Genomic DNA, 15,063 nt, shown 5'->3' on the forward strand with positions numbered 1-15,063 from the left:
AGGCGATCCGTCGCGGGAACCGGGTGGTCGCCGCGACGGAGCGCTTCCTCGAAGGCATCGGACGGCCGGGGGTCAGTCGAAGGTGTCGTGCAGGACGACGCCGTCGCGCACGGTCTGCAGGCACACGGGGTCGGGCTCGCCCTCGGACAGGTCGGGCAGCAGCGGCTGACCGGCGCGCGCCTCGGGGTTCCACGCCGACAGGCGGTCCCCGGGGGCCTGGACGCTCAGGGTGTCCGCGCGCCAGACGGCCAGGTGCGCGGGCGCTCCGACGCGCAGCTCGCCCGCGCCGGTGTGGTCCAGCCCGGCGAGCCGCCACCCGCCGCGGGTGTGGGCGCGGAACGCGGCCCGCGCGGAGAGGCGCTGCATGGTGTCCTCGTGGGTGAGGGTGGCGCGCACCGCCTGCCACGGGTCGAGCGGCGTCACCGGGGTGTCGGAGCCGAACGCGAGCGGAACGCCCGCCCCGGCGAGGTCGGCGAACGGGGACAGGGTCGACGCGCGTCCCGGCCCGAGCCGGGCCGCGTACATGCCGAGGCTGCCGCCCCAGGCGGCGTCGAACGCGGGCTGCACGGACAGTGCCACCCCGTACAGCAGCAGCGCCGCCAGGGCGGACGCGTCCACGAACAGGGCGTGCTCGAGGCGGTGGTGGCCCGAGCGCAGCAGGCCCGCGCCGTGCTCGGTGGCGGCGAGCTCCAGCCCGCGCACGACCTCGTCCATGGCGCGGTCGCCGATGACGTGGAACCCGCCCTGGGTGCCGGCGGCCGAGCAGGCCGCCAGGTGCGCGGCGATGTCCTCGCCCGTGAGGAAGAGGCGGCCCGTGGGCTCGGCGCCGCCGGGTGCGGCGAGCAGGTCGCTGTAGGGGTGGCGCAGCGCCGCGGTGCGCGAGCCGATCGACCCGTCCGCGCACAGGTCGCCGGCGATGCCGGTGAGGAACGGCAGCTCGGCGAGCACCTGCCGCGCGTCGTCCGCCGTCGTGCACAGCTCGCCCCGGTACGCGACGACGTGCGGCAGCCCGCCCGCCGGGTCCGCGGTGAGCCCGACCAGCTCGGCCAGGCCCTCGCGGGTGTCCATGGTGGGCTCGCTCATCTCGTGCACGCCCACGATGCCGCGGGCGGCGGCGTCGGCGAGGGCACGCCGGTAGGCGCGCGTCCGGCGCGCGGGCGAGACCTGGCGCACCGCGGCCGCCGCCGCGTGGTGGGCGTCCGACGTCACCATCCCCGACGCCTCCCAGCCGGGCGTGCGGTCGATGCCCACCGCGCGGGCGAAGGACCCCGACACGACGGCGGAGTGGCCGTCGACCCGCGCCGCGTACACGCGCCGCCCGCCGCAGGCCGCGTCGAGCTCGTCCGCCGTGGGCGCGCGCCGCTCGGGCCACGTCTGCTCGTCCCAGCCGAACGCGAGCAGCACCTCCTCGCCGCCCGGGTCGGCCGCGTCGAGCTCGCGGGCGCCGCGGGCGAGGGCGTCGAGCGCCGCGGCGAGCGACGTCGCCCCGCCGGCGGCGGTGAGGTCGACGGACTCGGCCGCGAGGCCGGTCTCCAGCAGGTGGACGTGCGCGTCGACGAACCCGGGCGCCACGAGCGCGCCGTCCAGGTCGATGACGCGGTCGGCGCGGGCCGCGAGCCCCGCGGCGGTGTCCTCCGCGCCGAGCCAGGTCACGACGCCGTCGTCGACGAGCAGGGCCTCGGCGAACGGGTCCGCGGGCGAGTGGACGACTCCGTTGCGATACAGGGTGGACGTCACGGCCTGCACTCTATGGCACCGCTGCCCACCGCACCCCCACACCGGCCGCACGGATTCCTCACACCTGGCCTCGCACCTGGCCTTCTACCCGGCCCCGCACCCGGCCCCGCACCCGGCGACGCGGGCGGCCGCCGCCCGTCACACGCTGGAGTAGGCGACGACGCCGCGCAGCACGGCCGTCTGCGCCTTGCGGGCCGTGGCCCGCAGCGCCGGACGCGGCGCCGCCTTGGCCAGCTGGTCCAGCACGTCGAGCACCTGCTTGCACCAGCGCACGAAGTCCCCCGCCGCTACGTCCGTGCCGCGCAGCACCGCGTCGAGGTTCTTCCCCGACGCCCACCGGTGCACCGGCGCCACCAGGCCCAGGTCCAGGGGGCCCGTCGCCTCCAGCCGGTGCGCCGCCTCGAGGTCGGTGACCTCGGACCAGGCCCGCGTGGTGGCGTCCAGCGCGCGGGCGAGCCGCCCGTGCGGCCCGCCCGGCACGAACGGCTCGGACGCCTCCTCGCGGCGCCCCGAGTACACGACCGTCGACACCGCCGCCGCCAGGCCGGGCGCGTCCAGGTCGTCCCAGATCCCGCGGCGCAGGCACTCCGCGAGCAGCAGGTCGTCCTCCGCGTACAGGCGGCCCAGCCACCGCCCGTCGTCCGTGACCGCCAGGGTGCCGGGCGTCCCGCCGTCGGGGGGCGTCGAGGTGGCGTCGTCGGCGCGTGCCAGGTAGCCGAGCCGCTCCAGGACGTCGCAGGTGCGGTCGAACGTGCGCGCGATCGACCCGGTGCGCCCCTCGACCCGGCGCACCAGCTGCTCGTGCTCGGCACGCAGCCGCTCCCACCGCTCCGCCCAGCGGGCGTGGTCGTCGCGCTCCGGGCAGCCGTGGCACGGATGCGCGCGCAGCGCGTTGCGCAGGCGCTGCAGCTCGGCGTCGGACGCCGCGTCCGAGCGCCGCCCGCCGTGCCCGTCCCTGTGCCCGTCCTGGCGACCGCCCGCCGTCGCGCCGCGCCGCGCGCCCGGGTGCCGTCCGGACCCGCCGTCGCCCGAGAACGCCCCGAGCGCGTTGCGCAGGCTCGAGGCCAGGTCGCGCCGCTGGTCGGGGCGGCGCGGGTTGAACCCCTTCGGGATGCGCACGGTCGTCACCACCTGCACGCCGCCCGGCGCGTCCGCGAGGGTGAGCTTCTTGACCTGCTTCTCCTGGGTGAGCACGGTCGGCCGCGGCCCGTCGAACCCGCGGTCGTCGCGCCCCGGGTCCAGGATGACGACGTACCCGCGCCGCCGCCCCGACGGCACCTCCACGACGTCCCCGCGCCGCAGCCTCTCGAACGACGCGACCGCGTCGGCCCGCCGGGCCCCGGTCGCCGCGCGCGACAGCTCCTTCTCCCGGTCCTTGATGGCCCGCCGCAGACCCATGTACTCGGCGAAGTCGCCCCGGTCGCACGCCATCGCCTCGGCGTACCCCTCCATCGCCTCCGCGTGCGCCTGCGCCTGCTTCGCCAGACCCACCACGCCGCGGTCGGCCTGGAACTGCGCGAAGCTCGTCTCCAGCACGTCGCGGGCCCGCTCGCGACCCACCTGGCCCACCAGGTTGACCGCCATGTTGTACGTGGGCCGGAAGCTGGAGCGCAGCGGGTACAGCCGCTTGGACGCGAGCCCGGCCAGCGCCACCGGGTCCAGGCCCGTGTGGTCGACGACGACGGCGTGCCCCTCGACGTCGATCCCGCGCCGACCGGCGCGGCCGGTGAGCTGGGTGTACTCCCCCGGCGTCACCGGCTGGTGGGCGGTGCCGTCCCACTTCACCAGCTTCTCCAGCACCACCGAGCGGGCGGGCATGTTGATGCCCAGCGCCAGCGTCTCGGTGGCGAAGACGACCTTCACGAGGCCGCGGGAGAACAGCTCCTCCACGGTCTCCTTGAACACCGGCAGCATGCCCGCGTGGTGCGCGGCGATCCCGCGCGACAGGGACTCCGCCCACGACCAGTACCCGAGCACGTCGAGGTCCTCGGTGGGGATCGTCGCGGTGCGCTCCTCCACCACCCGCCGGATCTGCGCCTCCTCCTCCGCGTTCGTCAGCCGCAGGCCCGCGCGCAGGCACTGCTGCACCGCCCCGTCGCACCCGGCGCGGGAGAAGATGAAGTAGATCGCGGGCAGCAGCGCGTCCGCGTCGAGGGAGTCCACGACGGCGAACCGTGGCGGCGTCCGGCGGTGCGCCACCGGCCCGCCGGCGCCCGGCCGGTTGCCGCCGCGACCCCGGTACCCGCGGTCTCCCCGCCCCCGGTTCCCGTGCCGGCCGTGCGAGGACTCCGCCCGCGCCGAGACGCGGAACATCGCCTGCAGGTCCGGGTTGATCGGCGGGTTCGTGCCCGGGTCGGTCGGGTCGACGTGCCCCGCGTACAGGTCCATGAGGCGTGGCACGCCGCGCGGCTCCGGCGCCGAGACGACCACGTGCTGCCACAGCGGCACGGGCCGGCGCTCGCTGACCACCACGGCCGTGTCGCCGCGGACGGTGGCGAGCCAGTCGCCGAACTCCTCCGCGTTCGACACCGTCGCGGACAGGGACACCAGCTGCACGTGGTCGGGCAGGTGGATGATGACCTCCTCCCACACCGGGCCGCGGAACCGGTCGGCGAGGTAGTGCACCTCGTCCATGACGACGTACGCCAGCCCGTCGAGGGCGGACGACCCCGCGTAGAGCATGTTGCGCAGCACCTCGGTGGTCATGACGACCACGGGCGCGCCCGCGTTGATGGACGTGTCCCCGGTGAGCAGGCCGACGTTAGCGACCCCGTGCCGGGCGACCAGGTCGGTGTACTTCTGGTTGCTCAGCGCCTTGATCGGCGTCGTGTAGAACGCCTTGCCGCCGCGCGCGAGCGCGAGGTGGACGGCGAACTCCCCCACGACCGTCTTGCCCGCGCCCGTGGGGGCGGCGACCAGGACGCCGCGGCCCTCCTCGAGCGCGACGCAGGCGTCCACCTGGAACGGGTCGAGCTCGAAACCGACCACCTGACGGAACAGCCGCAGCTCACCCTCGGCGTCGGCCTTGTCGCGGGCGCTGCGGGACCGGGAGGCGGCGTACCGCTCGGCCGGGCTGAGGACGTCCTGGCCGGCGTCGGGGCGGGGGTGGGCGGTCATACCGTCAGCCTAGGCGCCGGAACCGACCCCTCGTCCTGCGGCCCCGGCCGCGTCCCGGGCCGGGTGTCATCCGACGCTCGGCGCACTCCGACGACGCCCGTGCCTGACAGCTCGCCACGCAGCTCGCCACGCAGCCGGGCACACACGTCAGCGCGGCTCGACCAGGACCTGCAGCGCGCGCGCCCGCACCTCGACGCGCAGCGGCAGGGCCCCGAGGCGCTCGCCGTCCGCGTGCGCGACCGGCAGGGGTCGCTCGCCCGCGACCCAGGCCTCCGGCCCCGGCTCGATCGTCACGGCGCGCGCCCGCACGACGTGCACCTTGCGGCGGCGCACGTGGCCGCCGGTGAACATGCTCGGGAAGACGGCGAGAGCGCCCGCCCTCGACAGGTCGGTGGCGACCAGCACGTCCAGCAGCCCGTCGTCGAGGGACGCCGACGGGGCGACGCGGATGCCGCCGCCGATCTGCGGGCCGTTGGCCGCGGTGACGAGCGCCGCCCGGCCAGTCCATGTCGCGGTGCCGGCCGGGCCGGGCCGCAGCCGCAGCCCGGTACCGGCGTCGCCCGTCGCCGCACCGGTCGTCACCGGGTCGACGGCGCCGTCGAAGGTGAGCCGGTACGACCAGGGCCGGTAGCGCACCAGCTCGAGCGCCGCGGCCACGGTGTACCGGGCGCTGCCGCGCGGGCGCCGCAGCAGGTTGGCGCGCGCGTTCACCGCGGCGTCGAGCCCGGCCGAGACGGCGCCGGCCACCCAGCGGGGACCGGTGCCCGCGCCCGGGGCGAGGCCCGGGCCGGTGACGAGCGCCGCGTCGACGGGGCGACGTCCGGCGGTGCCGGCGTCCAGCGCCCGGCACAGCGCGGCGCCCGCCGCCGCGGGGTCGCGCACGGGCAGCCCGAGCGTGGCCGCGAAGTCGTTGCCCGTGCCCACGGGCACGATCCCGAGCGGGACGTCGGTCCCCGCGACGGCCTGCGCCCCGAGGTGCACCATCCCGTCGCCCCCCACGACGACGAGCGCGTCGACGGGCCTGCCGGGCGCGACCCCGGGGCCCCCGGACCCGTCCACGGCGGCGCGCGCCCGCGCGAGCGCGGCGTCCGCGTGCGGGCCCGACAGGTCGACGACGTCGTGCCCGGCCCGGCGCAGCCCGGCGAGCACGCCCTCGCCGGCGTGCGCGGCCCGCCCCTTGCCCGCGGTGGGGTTCACGACCACGCCGAGGCGCAGCGGGCGGCTCGCCCCGGCCGGACCTCGCCGCGACGGGTCCCGCTCAGACAGTGGGGGCGACCCTGCGCTTGTCGACCCGCCGGTCGTGCAGCACGCACAGCCCGAGGGCGCCGAAGTACAGCACGCAGATCGGCAGGGCCACGAAGATCATCGTCAGCGCGTCAGGCGTCGGCGTCATCACGGCCGCGAACACGAACGCGACGAGCACCGCCCACCGCCAGCCCTTGGCGAGCGTCTCGTGCCGCAGCACGCCGGCCATGTTCAGGCCGACGAGGAACACGGGCGACACGAACGCGATGCCGAACGCCAGCACGAGGCGCATGACGAAGCTGAGGTACCCCTGCGCGTCGGTGAAGTTCACCGCCCCGTCGGGGACGAACCCCGCGAGGATGTCCACGGCGTGCGGGAGCACCCACCATGCGAGCGCGGCGCCGCCGAGGAAGAGCGGCACCGCGGCGCCGAGGAACCCGTAGGCGTACCCCTTCTCCCGCCTGGTCAGGCCCGGGGTCACGAAGGCCCACAGCTGGTAGAGCCACCACGGGCACGTCACGATGACGCCGAGGAAGAGCGAGACCTTGATCTTCATGTCGAGCGCCGACGCCATGCCCGTGAAGTTGAGCGCGATCGTCTTGCCCTGCTCGAGCGCGGCGACCTTCAGGGGCGCCTGGAGCGCGGCGAGCAGCGGTTCGTACAGGACCCATCCGGCGGCCGCACCCACGACGAGGCCGCACGCGGCGAGGAAGAGCCGCTTGCGCAGCTCCAGCAGGTGCTCGCGCAGGGGCATGCGCCCCTCAGGGTCCCGGGTGTCTCCGGGCACCGACTACGCCCGCGGCTGCTTCGGGTCGATGAGACCCGGGATCTGCTCGCCGTCGCCCGTGCTCGTCGCGGTCGACGACGTGGTCGACGTCGGCGTCGATGCCGTCGAGGGGGCGGTGCCGGTGGACGGCGACGTGGTGTCGGCCGGCGGCTCGTTCGAGTCGTTGAGCTTGCCGTCGTCCGTGAGGTCCTTGACCTCCTTCTTGAAGATCTTCAGCGACTGGCCGACGCTGCGCGCCAGGTCAGGGAGCCTGCGCGCCCCGAACAGCAGCAGGATCACGACCACCAGCACGATGATGTGCCAGGGCTTGAGCATGCCCATGAGAATGGCTCCTCGTTCTCGTCCGCCCGTGAGCGGGGGTGTGTCGGGGTCAACCCTAGTGGGTCCCCGGGGTCGCGAAGGTGACGTTCGGGTGACGACACGGCCCGAACGGCGCTCCGGCCGGCGGATCCGGTCAGAACGGGTAGCCCTGCACCCGGGGCTGCACCGTCACCCACTGCGTCTCGGTGAAGGCCTCCACGTTGGCGTCGTGGCCACCGAACCGGGCGCCGGTGCCCGAGACGCCGACCCCGCCGAACGGCGCCTGCGCCTCGTCGTCGACCGTCTGGTCGTTGACGTGCACGATCCCGGCGGGCAGGCGGTCCGCCAGCTCGTAGCCGGCGAACGCGTCGCCGGTCAGCACCGCGACCGACAGCCCGTACTCGCTGCCGCGCACCAGCTCCACGGCCTCGTCCACGTCGTCGAACGCCAGCACGGGCGCCACCGGCCCGAACACCTCCTGCGCGAACGCCGGGTGCTCCGGCCGCACCCCGGACAGCACCGTGGGCGCGTAGTAGCGGTCGGTGTACGTGCCACCGGCCTCGAGCCGGGCGCCCGCGTCGGTCGTGGCGGTGACGAGGCCGTGCACGCGGTCGCGCTGGTGGTCGTCGATGAGCGGCCCGAGCGGGGCGCCCGACGCCGGGTCGCCCGCCACCAGGGCGCGGGCCGACGCCGCCAGCCGCTCGACGTACTCGTCGTGCACGTCGGCGTGCACCAGGTGGCGCCCCGTGGTCATGCAGATCTGGCCCTGGTGCAGGAAGGAGCCCCACGCGCCCGCGGAGGCCGCGGCCGCGACGTCCACGTCGGGCAGCACCACCATCGCGTTGTTCCCGCCGAGCTCCAGGTGCGCCCGCTTGAGCAGCCGCCCGGCGGTCGCGCCGATCGACCGGCCCGCCGCCGTCGACCCCGTGAAGGACAGCAGCGGCACGTCGGGATGCTCCACGAGCGCCGCGCCGACGTCCGACCCGCCCGGCAGCACGGCGAGCACCCCGGCCGGCAGGCCCGCCTCCTCCAGCACGGCCGCCAGGACGAGCCCGCCGCTCACGGCGGTGCGCGGGTCCGGCTTGAGCACCACCGCGTTCCCCAGGGCGAGCGCGGGCGCCACCGACCGCACGGACAGGATGGCCGGGAAGTTGAACGGCGAGATCACCCCGACGACGCCCACCGGGCGCCGCCGCGCCAGCGACAGCCGCGGGCGGCCGGAGCGCAGCAGCTGCCCGTACGGCACGAGCGCGGTCGCCGCGGCCTGGTGCAGCTCGTCCACGACGAGGCCCACCTCGAACGCCGCCTTGCCGTGGGCGGAGCCCGCCTCGTCCGCGAGCCACCGTTCCAGCACGTCCCGGTGCGTCTCCGTCAGCGCGGCCGCCCGCCGCAGCACGGCGGCCCGCTCCTCGGCGGGTCGCCCCGCCCAGTCGGCCTGGGCCGCGCGGGCCGTCCCGACCGCCCGGTCGAGGTCCGCCGGGGACGCGTCCGCGACCGTGGCGAGCGTGGCCCCCGTGGCCGGGGAGACGACCGGCCGGGTGCCGGTCAGCGGGGTCCAGCCGCCGACGTAGGCGGCGCCGTCCCAGGTCTGCGGTGCGAAGAACGTCATCGTTCCCTCCCGGGTGGTGCTGCGGGTGCTGCACCGGGCGGCGCAGCCGGTGGTGGGGAGGCTAGCGCCTCCGCGCCCGGGTGCGGGACCTCAGGTCGGCGTGCGCCGCCTTGTCGGCGGTGCGGGCGGCGAGCCAGCTCTCGTCCTGCCACCGCCGCCACGTCGCGGCCCGGCGCTCGCGGCGTGCCGCGGCCCGCTCGGCCGTGAGGCGGCGGCGCTCGGCCACGCGCTCGCGCAGCACGACCGGGTCGTCGAAGAGCGTGGGCGACGTGTCGACGCGGTGCGCCTCCGCCTCGGCGACGGCGGCGGAGATGCGGTCGGCGGCGGACCCGAGCACCTCCCCGGCGCGGGACGCCTCGCGCAGGGCGCGTACGCCGGTGCGCCACAGGTGGCGTCCGAGGAAGAACGCGCCCACGAGGGTCGCGACGACGAGCCCCGCCCAGATCCAGCCCCACATGCCGGTCAGCCTACGGTCTCGGCGGTGCCGGTCACGCTGCCGGCGGGCCCGTCCGCGGTGGTGGCGGCGTACGCGGCGAGCGCGGCCCGGGCGGACTGCGCGACGTCGTGCGCCACGTCGGGCGGGTCGACGGCGACGACGTCGGGTGCGTTGGCGAGCAGCAGGCGCCGCAGCCATGCGGGGTTCGTGACCCGCAGCCGCACCTCGACCGTGCCGTCGGGCAGGTCGCGCACGGACTCCGCGGGCACCTCCTCCGCGACCCAGCGGGCCGCGGACGCGAGCCGCAGCGTCGCGGCCGGGGCGCCCCGGTGCGCGACGGACGCCCACACGTCGGCGCCCAGGTCGCCCGCGACGGCGACGTCGCGCTCGGCGACCGGCTCCTCCAGCACGCGGGCGTCGAGGATGCGGTCCACCCGGAACGTGCGGCGCCCGTCCACCCGCAGGCACCAGCCCACGAGGTACATGGCGCCGTCCTGGGTGAGCAGGCGCAGCGGGTCGACGTCGCGCTCGGTGGTGACGTCGGCGGCGTTGACGTAGCGCAGGTGCAGGCGGCGACCCTCGGCGAGCGCGGTCGTGACGGCCGCGACGACCTGCGGGTCCCCGTCGCCCTCGAGCTGGACGTCCACGGCGCCCGCGGCCTCGCCGGTCGCGGCGGTCAGCTTGTCCAGGGCGGAGGCGACGACGGCGGCCCGCCGCCGGTCCGCCTGCACCGCGGGCGAGGCGTGCATCGCGCGCAGCGCGGCGACGAGCGCCACCGCCTCCCGGGTGCCGAGCCGCAGCGGGCGGGTCATGCCGCGCGCCTGCGTCAGGGTCACGACGCCGTCCTCCAGCGAGAACGCGTCGAAGTCGATGAGGTCGTCCGGCATGTACCCGGGGGTGCCGGACACCCACAGGGCGTCCACGTCCTCGCGCACCTGGCGTGGCGTCACGCCGAACCGGTCCGCGAGCTCCTCCACCCGCACCGGCCCCGCGCCGTCGAGGAACGCCACCAGCCCCAGCAGCCGCACCAGCCGGTCGTCCGCCCGCTCAGCCATCCGTCGCCTCCCCCGCCGTGTCCGTGCCGGTGCCCGTGTCCTCGCCGGCCGAGCCCGCGACGCCCGCGGCGTCGAGCCCCGCGGCCGCCTCCAGGCGGCGCAGCACGTCCGCGCGCAGCTGCGGCGGCTCCAGCACCACGACCGCAGGCCCGTACCCCGCCACCTCGTCCGCGAACGCCGACAGGCTGCGGAACTCCACCTCCAGCAGGTCCCGCCCGTCGCGGCGGCCGGCGCGCCGCACGCCGTCGCCGCCGTTCCCACCGTCGTCATGGTCGGCAGGGTCGCCGCCGTCGGTCGCGGGCACCGCCCGCGCCCGCAGCGCCTGCGCCCGCTCCGGCACCACGGCCAGCCGCGCCCGCTGCAGCGCCCCGACCCGCTCCCCGAGCATGGCGTCCACGTCCACCGCGTCGGGCACGTCGAACGCGCCCGCCTGCGCACCCACGCGCACCTTGCCCGAGATCCGCGACAGCCGGAACACCCGCGCCGCGCCGCGCGCCCGGTCGAATCCGACCAGGTACCAGCCGCTGCCCCGCGCCGCGATCCGCCACGGCTCCACGTGCCGCGTCAGCTCCTGCCCCGTGCTCGCGGCCCGGTACCGGAACGACACGTCCCGCCGCTCCGAGACCGCCTCCAGCAGCGGCACGTACGCGTCGCCCGCCGCCCGCACCCGCGGTGCCAGCCCGGCCACCGCGTCCACGGCGACCTCCCCCGCGCCCGCCGCCCGCAGCTTCGTCATCGCGCGCGACATGTCCGTGCGCAGCGTCTTGTCCGACCACAGCTGCGCCGCCAGCGCCACCACGCCCAGCTCCGCCGGCGTCAGGTCCACCGCACCCAGCGCGTACGCGTCGTTGTCGATGCGGTACCCGACCTCGTCGCTGTGCCCGCCCGCGTCCACCGTGACGATCGGGATGCCGAGCGCCCGCAACGTGTCCTTGTCGCGCTCGAACATCCGCTCGAACGCCTCCGTCGACGGCGCGTCGCCGTACCCCGCCACCCCCGCGCGCACCTGCTGCTTCGTCATCGACGCGCTCGTGTTCACCAGCGCGATGACGAGGTTCAGCAGCCGCTCGGCCGGCGGGGTGCCCCGCGACGACGGCGCAGGGTCGGACGGCGCGGCGACGGGCGGGCCGGAGGCCGGTTCCACGGGGTTCGCAGGCATCGGCACCAACTTAGTCGCCGGTAGCCTCTCGTGGGTGACGACAGCGCCGAACCAGCCCCAGCCCCGCACGCCCCGCGACGACGCGCCCACCGGGCACGTCACCTGGCGCACCGGCACCGTCACGTCCCGCGGCGCCGCCTGGACCGGTGCCCGCGAGGTCACCCTCCGCCTCGACGCCCCCCTGCCGTCGCGCGACCTCACCACCGCGCCCTGGGAGGTCCGCGGCCTCGCCTACACGACCCTCGTCGGAGACCCGGACGTCGGCGACCGCCTGCTCCTCAACGTCTCCGCGCTCGCCCGCGGCCTCGGCACCGGCGGGTACGCCCTCGTCGTCGGCCCCGCCGGGGACTCCACCGCCCTGCCCGCCGACCCCCACGCCGGCCCCGGCCACCTCGTCAAGGCCCGCTACACCCCCCTGCAGGCCATGGTCCTCGGCGTCGACGAGCAGGAGTCCGCCCACCACGACACCCTCCGCGACGCCGACGACCTCGCCGGCCTCCCCGTCGTCGTCGCCGACCTGCACTCCGCCCTGCCCGCCGTCGTCGCCGGCGCCCGCCACGCCGCCGACCTCGCCGGCCGGCCCCACCCCCGAGTCGCCTACGTCATGACCGACGGCGGCGCCCTGCCCGCCGCGTTCTCCCGCACCGTCGCCACCCTCCGCGACGCCGGGTGGCTCCACACCACCGTCACCGTCGGGCAGGCCTTCGGAGGCGACCTCGAGGCCGTCACCGTGCACACCGGCCTCCTCGCCGCCCGCCACGTCTCCGGCGCCGACCTCGTCGTCCTCGCCCAGGGCCCCGGCAACCTCGGCACCGGCACCCGGTGGGGCTTCTCCGGCGTCGCCGCCGGAGAGGCCGTCAACGCCGCCGCCACCCTCGGCGGCCGCCCCGTCGCCTCCCTGCGCGTCTCCGGCGCCGACCCCCGAGACCGCCACCGCGGTGTCTCCCACCACAGCCTCACCGCCTACGGGCGGGTGGCGCTCGCGGCCGCCGACGTCCCCGTCCCCGACCCCACCGGCGACCTCGAGTCCCTGGCCCCCTGGGGCACCGAGCTCACCCGCCAGGTCCACGACCAGGCAGGCACCCTCGCCCCCCGGCACCGCCTCGTCGACGTCCCCGCCGACACCGCCGTCCTCGACGCCCTGCGCGGCTCCCCCGCCCGCCTGTCCACCATGGGCCGCTCCCTCGACGGCGACCCCGCCGCCTTCGTCGCCGCCGCCGTCGCCGGCATGCACGCCGAGCACCTCACCCACGAGGACCCCGCCACCCGATAGCGTCGGCGCATGGCCCCACCGACGCGGACCCGGCACGCGGCACGCCGCGCCCTCGCGCCCCTCGCCGGGGCCGCGCTCGCCCTCCTCGTCGTGCTCGGCGCCGCCACCGCCACCCCCTGGCGCTTCCGGCTCCCCGACGTCGCCCTCCCCCAGCCTGCGACCTCCGACCCCGTCCAGCCCCAGATGCCCGGCGAGATCGTCCCCGGCGACCAGCCCCCGCCCTCCTACGACGTCATCACCTGGATCGTCGTCGCCCTCTCCGTCGCCGGGGCCCTCCTCGTCGCCGTCCTCCTGTGGTTCCTCGCCCGCCGCGTCGTCCGCGCCCTCGCCACCCCCGAGGACGACGACGCCGACGGCCTCGCACCCGGCCACGCCACCACCGCCACCGTGGCCGACCTCCCCCTGCCCGAGCTCCAGGACGCCGTGGTGACCGCCCTCGCCCGCATCGACGACGCCGCCACCCCGCACGACGCCGTCGTCGCCGCCTGGGTCGCCCTGGAGGACGCCGCCGCCCGCCACGGCACCCGGCGCGACCCCGCACAGACCGCCACCGAGTTCACCGCACGGCTCCTCACCGCCCGCCGCCAGGACGGCCGCGCCGTCCCCGCCCCCGACGTGGACACCCTCCGCCGCCTCTACCAGCACGCCCGGTTCACCGACCGCCCCGTGCACCCCGACGACGTCCACGCCGCCCGCTCCGCCCTGTCCCGCATCGCCCGCGCCCTCGACCCCGCCCCGGACGCATGACCCCCGCCCGACCCCCGCGTCCCACGCCCCTGCGCGCCCTCCTCACCGTCGGCCTCCCGGCGCTCGCGGCCTGCGCGGCGCTCGTCCTCACGGGCGTGCTCGACCCGCTGCACGCCGCGCTGCTCGTCGTCGTGGCCGCGACGGCCGTCGCGCTGTGGCGACGCCTCGACGACGGCGACGAGGCCCCGTGGCCGGACGTCCTCCAGGACCGCCGCGAGGGCGCGCGCAACGACGTCAGCGAGCTGGGCTGGGCCACGTTCACCCGCAGCGGCGCCGTGGGCGACCGCGTGCTGCGCCGGGTCCGGGACCTCGCGGCGGCACGGCTCGCCGAGCGGGGCGTCGACCTCGCCGCGCCCGGCGGCCCCGAGGCGGCCGCGCGGCTCCTCGGCGCCGACGTCGTCGACGGGCTGGTCGCCCGCCGCCCCGTGAGCAGGGTCGAGGTGCACCGCTGGCTCGACGCGATCGACGCGATCGACGCGGTGCCGACCACCGCCCCCGCCACCGCACCCGCCACCGCACCCGCCACCGCTCAGTCACCCGCCCCGTCCCCCGACCACCCCGCAGGAAGGCCCCCGAGATGACCGTCGACCCGCCCGACGCCCCCGAACCGAGGACTCCGGCGCACCCCCTCCCCGTCGCAGAGGTCGCGGCCCAGGGCCGCCGCGTCCTGGACGAGGTCGGCACGGCCGTCGTCGGCATGCGCGACACCCTCGAGCTCGCCCTGGCCACCGTGCTCGCGGGCGGGCACGTGCTCTTCGAGGACGTGCCCGGGCTCGGGAAGACGCTCGCCGCACGCTCGCTGGCCACCGCCCTCGGCCTCGACTTCGCGCGCCTCCAGTGCACCCCCGACCTGCTGCCCAGCGACATCACCGGCTCGTCGGTGTTCGACCCCGCGAGCCGCGAGTTCGTCTTCCGCCCCGGCCCCGTGTTCACCGGGCTCTTCCTCGCGGACGAGATCAACCGCACGCCGCCGAAGACGCAGTCCGCGCTGCTCGAGGCGATGGCGGAGCGGCAGGTGTCGGTCGACGGCGCCAGCCGACCGCTGCCGCGCCCGTTCCACGTCATGGCCACCTCCAACCCCGTGGAGTACGAGGGCACCTACCCGCTCCCGGAGGCGCAGCTCGACCGGTTCATGGTCCGGCTCGAGGTCGGCTACCCGGACCGGGCCCAGGAGCGGGACGTGCTGCTGCGCCGCGTCGCGCGGCGCCAGGAGGCGGCCCCCGTGCGCCCCGTCGTCGACGCCGCGACCGTCCTCGCCATGCAGGCCGGCGTCGAGACGACCGAGGTGGACCCGGACGTCGCGGGCTACTGCGTCGACCTCGCCGCCGCCACGCGCACCCACGGGGCGCTCGAGGTGGGCGCGTCGCCCCGCGGCTCGCAGAACCTCCTGCTCCTGGCCCGCGCGGTCGCCGTCCTCGACGGCCGCGACTTCGTGCTGCCCGAGGACGTCAAGCGGGTCGCGGTCCCGGTGCTCGCGCACCGCCTCACCCTCACGCCGACCGCGTGGGCGTCTGCGGTCCGCGCCCAGGACGTCGTCTCGGAGCTCCTCGGCTCCGTGCCCGGGCCCGCCACGGTGGGCCGGCGGGGGTGACGGGCGC

13 protein-coding genes are annotated in these 15,063 nt (G+C 77.0%); 4 read left to right on the plus strand and 9 right to left on the minus strand.

Going from position 1 to position 15,063, the window contains the following annotated elements; translation table 11 throughout:
* Positions 1 to 72 precede the first annotated feature (72 nt).
* The 9 genes from ACFQ8T_RS05435 to ACFQ8T_RS05475 all read right to left on the minus strand — a co-directional run bounded on the left by ACFQ8T_RS05435 (position 73) and on the right by ACFQ8T_RS05475 (position 11,445).
* Positions 73 to 1,737, minus strand: coding sequence for an amidohydrolase (locus ACFQ8T_RS05435; protein ID WP_430545527.1), 1,665 nt, complete (start codon positions 1,735 to 1,737; stop codon positions 73 to 75).
* 138 nt (positions 1,738 to 1,875) lie between these two features.
* A complete protein-coding gene (locus ACFQ8T_RS05440) occupies positions 1,876 to 4,854 on the minus strand; it encodes a DEAD/DEAH box helicase (protein WP_430545528.1) in 2,979 nt (992 codons plus the stop codon).
* Between the two features lie 147 nt (positions 4,855 to 5,001).
* Positions 5,002 to 6,051: a diacylglycerol/lipid kinase family protein gene (locus ACFQ8T_RS05445; RefSeq protein WP_430545529.1), complete on the minus strand. Its 1,050-nt coding sequence runs from the start codon at positions 6,049 to 6,051 to the stop codon at positions 5,002 to 5,004.
* A gap of 61 nt (positions 6,052 to 6,112) precedes the next feature.
* Positions 6,113 to 6,853: a twin-arginine translocase subunit TatC gene (gene tatC / locus ACFQ8T_RS05450; protein WP_430545530.1), complete on the minus strand. Its 741-nt coding sequence runs from the start codon at positions 6,851 to 6,853 to the stop codon at positions 6,113 to 6,115.
* Positions 6,854 to 6,889: 36 nt separating this feature from the next.
* Positions 6,890 to 7,207 carry a Sec-independent protein translocase subunit TatA gene (tatA, locus tag ACFQ8T_RS05455; RefSeq protein WP_430545531.1) on the minus strand — a complete coding sequence of 106 codons (318 nt, stop codon included), beginning with the start codon at positions 7,205 to 7,207 and terminating at the stop codon, positions 6,890 to 6,892.
* A gap of 133 nt (positions 7,208 to 7,340) precedes the next feature.
* Positions 7,341 to 8,795: an aldehyde dehydrogenase family protein gene (locus ACFQ8T_RS05460; RefSeq protein ID WP_430545532.1), complete on the minus strand. Its 1,455-nt coding sequence runs from the start codon at positions 8,793 to 8,795 to the stop codon at positions 7,341 to 7,343.
* 61 nt (positions 8,796 to 8,856) lie between these two features.
* Positions 8,857 to 9,252, minus strand: coding sequence for a hypothetical protein (locus tag ACFQ8T_RS05465; RefSeq protein WP_429763481.1), 396 nt, complete (start codon positions 9,250 to 9,252; stop codon positions 8,857 to 8,859).
* Between the two features lie 5 nt (positions 9,253 to 9,257).
* A complete protein-coding gene (locus ACFQ8T_RS05470; protein WP_430545533.1) occupies positions 9,258 to 10,286 on the minus strand; it encodes a helix-turn-helix transcriptional regulator in 1,029 nt (342 codons plus the stop codon).
* Positions 10,279 to 11,445 (minus strand): helix-turn-helix transcriptional regulator, encoded by a 1,167-nt coding sequence (locus ACFQ8T_RS05475; RefSeq protein ID WP_430545534.1) that lies wholly within the window; start codon positions 11,443 to 11,445, stop codon positions 10,279 to 10,281. Before ACFQ8T_RS05475 ends, ACFQ8T_RS05470 begins: the two co-directional genes overlap by 8 nt.
* 34 nt (positions 11,446 to 11,479) lie before the next feature.
* Between ACFQ8T_RS05475 and ACFQ8T_RS05480 the strand changes: the two genes are divergently transcribed.
* The 4 genes from ACFQ8T_RS05480 to ACFQ8T_RS05495 are packed head-to-tail and all read left to right on the plus strand — an operon-like array spanning position 11,480 to position 15,056.
* Positions 11,480 to 12,718 (plus strand): DUF3866 family protein, encoded by a 1,239-nt coding sequence (locus ACFQ8T_RS05480; protein WP_430545535.1) that lies wholly within the window; start codon positions 11,480 to 11,482, stop codon positions 12,716 to 12,718.
* Positions 12,719 to 12,727: 9 nt separating this feature from the next.
* The gene (locus ACFQ8T_RS05485) at positions 12,728 to 13,465 is read left to right on the plus strand and encodes a DUF4129 domain-containing protein (RefSeq protein ID WP_430545536.1); all 738 of its coding nucleotides are present in this window, start codon (positions 12,728 to 12,730) and stop codon (positions 13,463 to 13,465) included.
* On the plus strand, positions 13,462 to 14,046 hold the full coding sequence (locus ACFQ8T_RS05490; RefSeq protein ID WP_430545537.1) for a hypothetical protein: 585 nt from the start codon (positions 13,462 to 13,464) through the stop codon (positions 14,044 to 14,046). The genes ACFQ8T_RS05485 and ACFQ8T_RS05490 overlap by 4 nt, the downstream gene beginning before the upstream one ends.
* Positions 14,043 to 15,056, plus strand: a complete 1,014-nt coding sequence (locus ACFQ8T_RS05495) for an AAA family ATPase (RefSeq protein ID WP_430545538.1) — start codon at positions 14,043 to 14,045, stop codon at positions 15,054 to 15,056. Before ACFQ8T_RS05490 ends, ACFQ8T_RS05495 begins: the two co-directional genes overlap by 4 nt.
* Positions 15,057 to 15,063 lie beyond the last annotated feature (7 nt).

Source organism: Isoptericola sp. NPDC056618 (genome assembly GCF_042792715.1).
GTDB lineage: Bacteria > Actinomycetota > Actinomycetes > Actinomycetales > Cellulomonadaceae > Isoptericola > Isoptericola nanjingensis.

Excerpts from the sequence above, each read along its gene's own strand:
- ACFQ8T_RS05490 (WP_430545537.1), top strand. The coding sequence starts at position 13,462 with ATGACCCCCGCCCGACCCCCGCGTCCCACGCCCCTGCGCGCCCTCCTC.
- ACFQ8T_RS05465 (WP_429763481.1), bottom strand. The coding sequence starts at position 9,252 with ATGTGGGGCTGGATCTGGGCGGGGCTCGTCGTCGCGACCCTCGTGGGC.
- ACFQ8T_RS05485 (WP_430545536.1), top strand. The coding sequence starts at position 12,728 with ATGGCCCCACCGACGCGGACCCGGCACGCGGCACGCCGCGCCCTCGCG.
- ACFQ8T_RS05495 (WP_430545538.1), top strand. The coding sequence starts at position 14,043 with ATGACCGTCGACCCGCCCGACGCCCCCGAACCGAGGACTCCGGCGCAC.
- ACFQ8T_RS05475 (WP_430545534.1), bottom strand. The coding sequence starts at position 11,445 with ATGCCTGCGAACCCCGTGGAACCGGCCTCCGGCCCGCCCGTCGCCGCG.
- ACFQ8T_RS05460 (WP_430545532.1), bottom strand. The coding sequence starts at position 8,795 with ATGACGTTCTTCGCACCGCAGACCTGGGACGGCGCCGCCTACGTCGGC.
- tatA (WP_430545531.1), bottom strand. The coding sequence starts at position 7,207 with ATGGGCATGCTCAAGCCCTGGCACATCATCGTGCTGGTGGTCGTGATC.
- tatC (WP_430545530.1), bottom strand. The coding sequence starts at position 6,853 with ATGCCCCTGCGCGAGCACCTGCTGGAGCTGCGCAAGCGGCTCTTCCTC.
- ACFQ8T_RS05440 (WP_430545528.1), bottom strand. The coding sequence starts at position 4,854 with ATGACCGCCCACCCCCGCCCCGACGCCGGCCAGGACGTCCTCAGCCCG.
- ACFQ8T_RS05470 (WP_430545533.1), bottom strand. The coding sequence starts at position 10,286 with ATGGCTGAGCGGGCGGACGACCGGCTGGTGCGGCTGCTGGGGCTGGTG.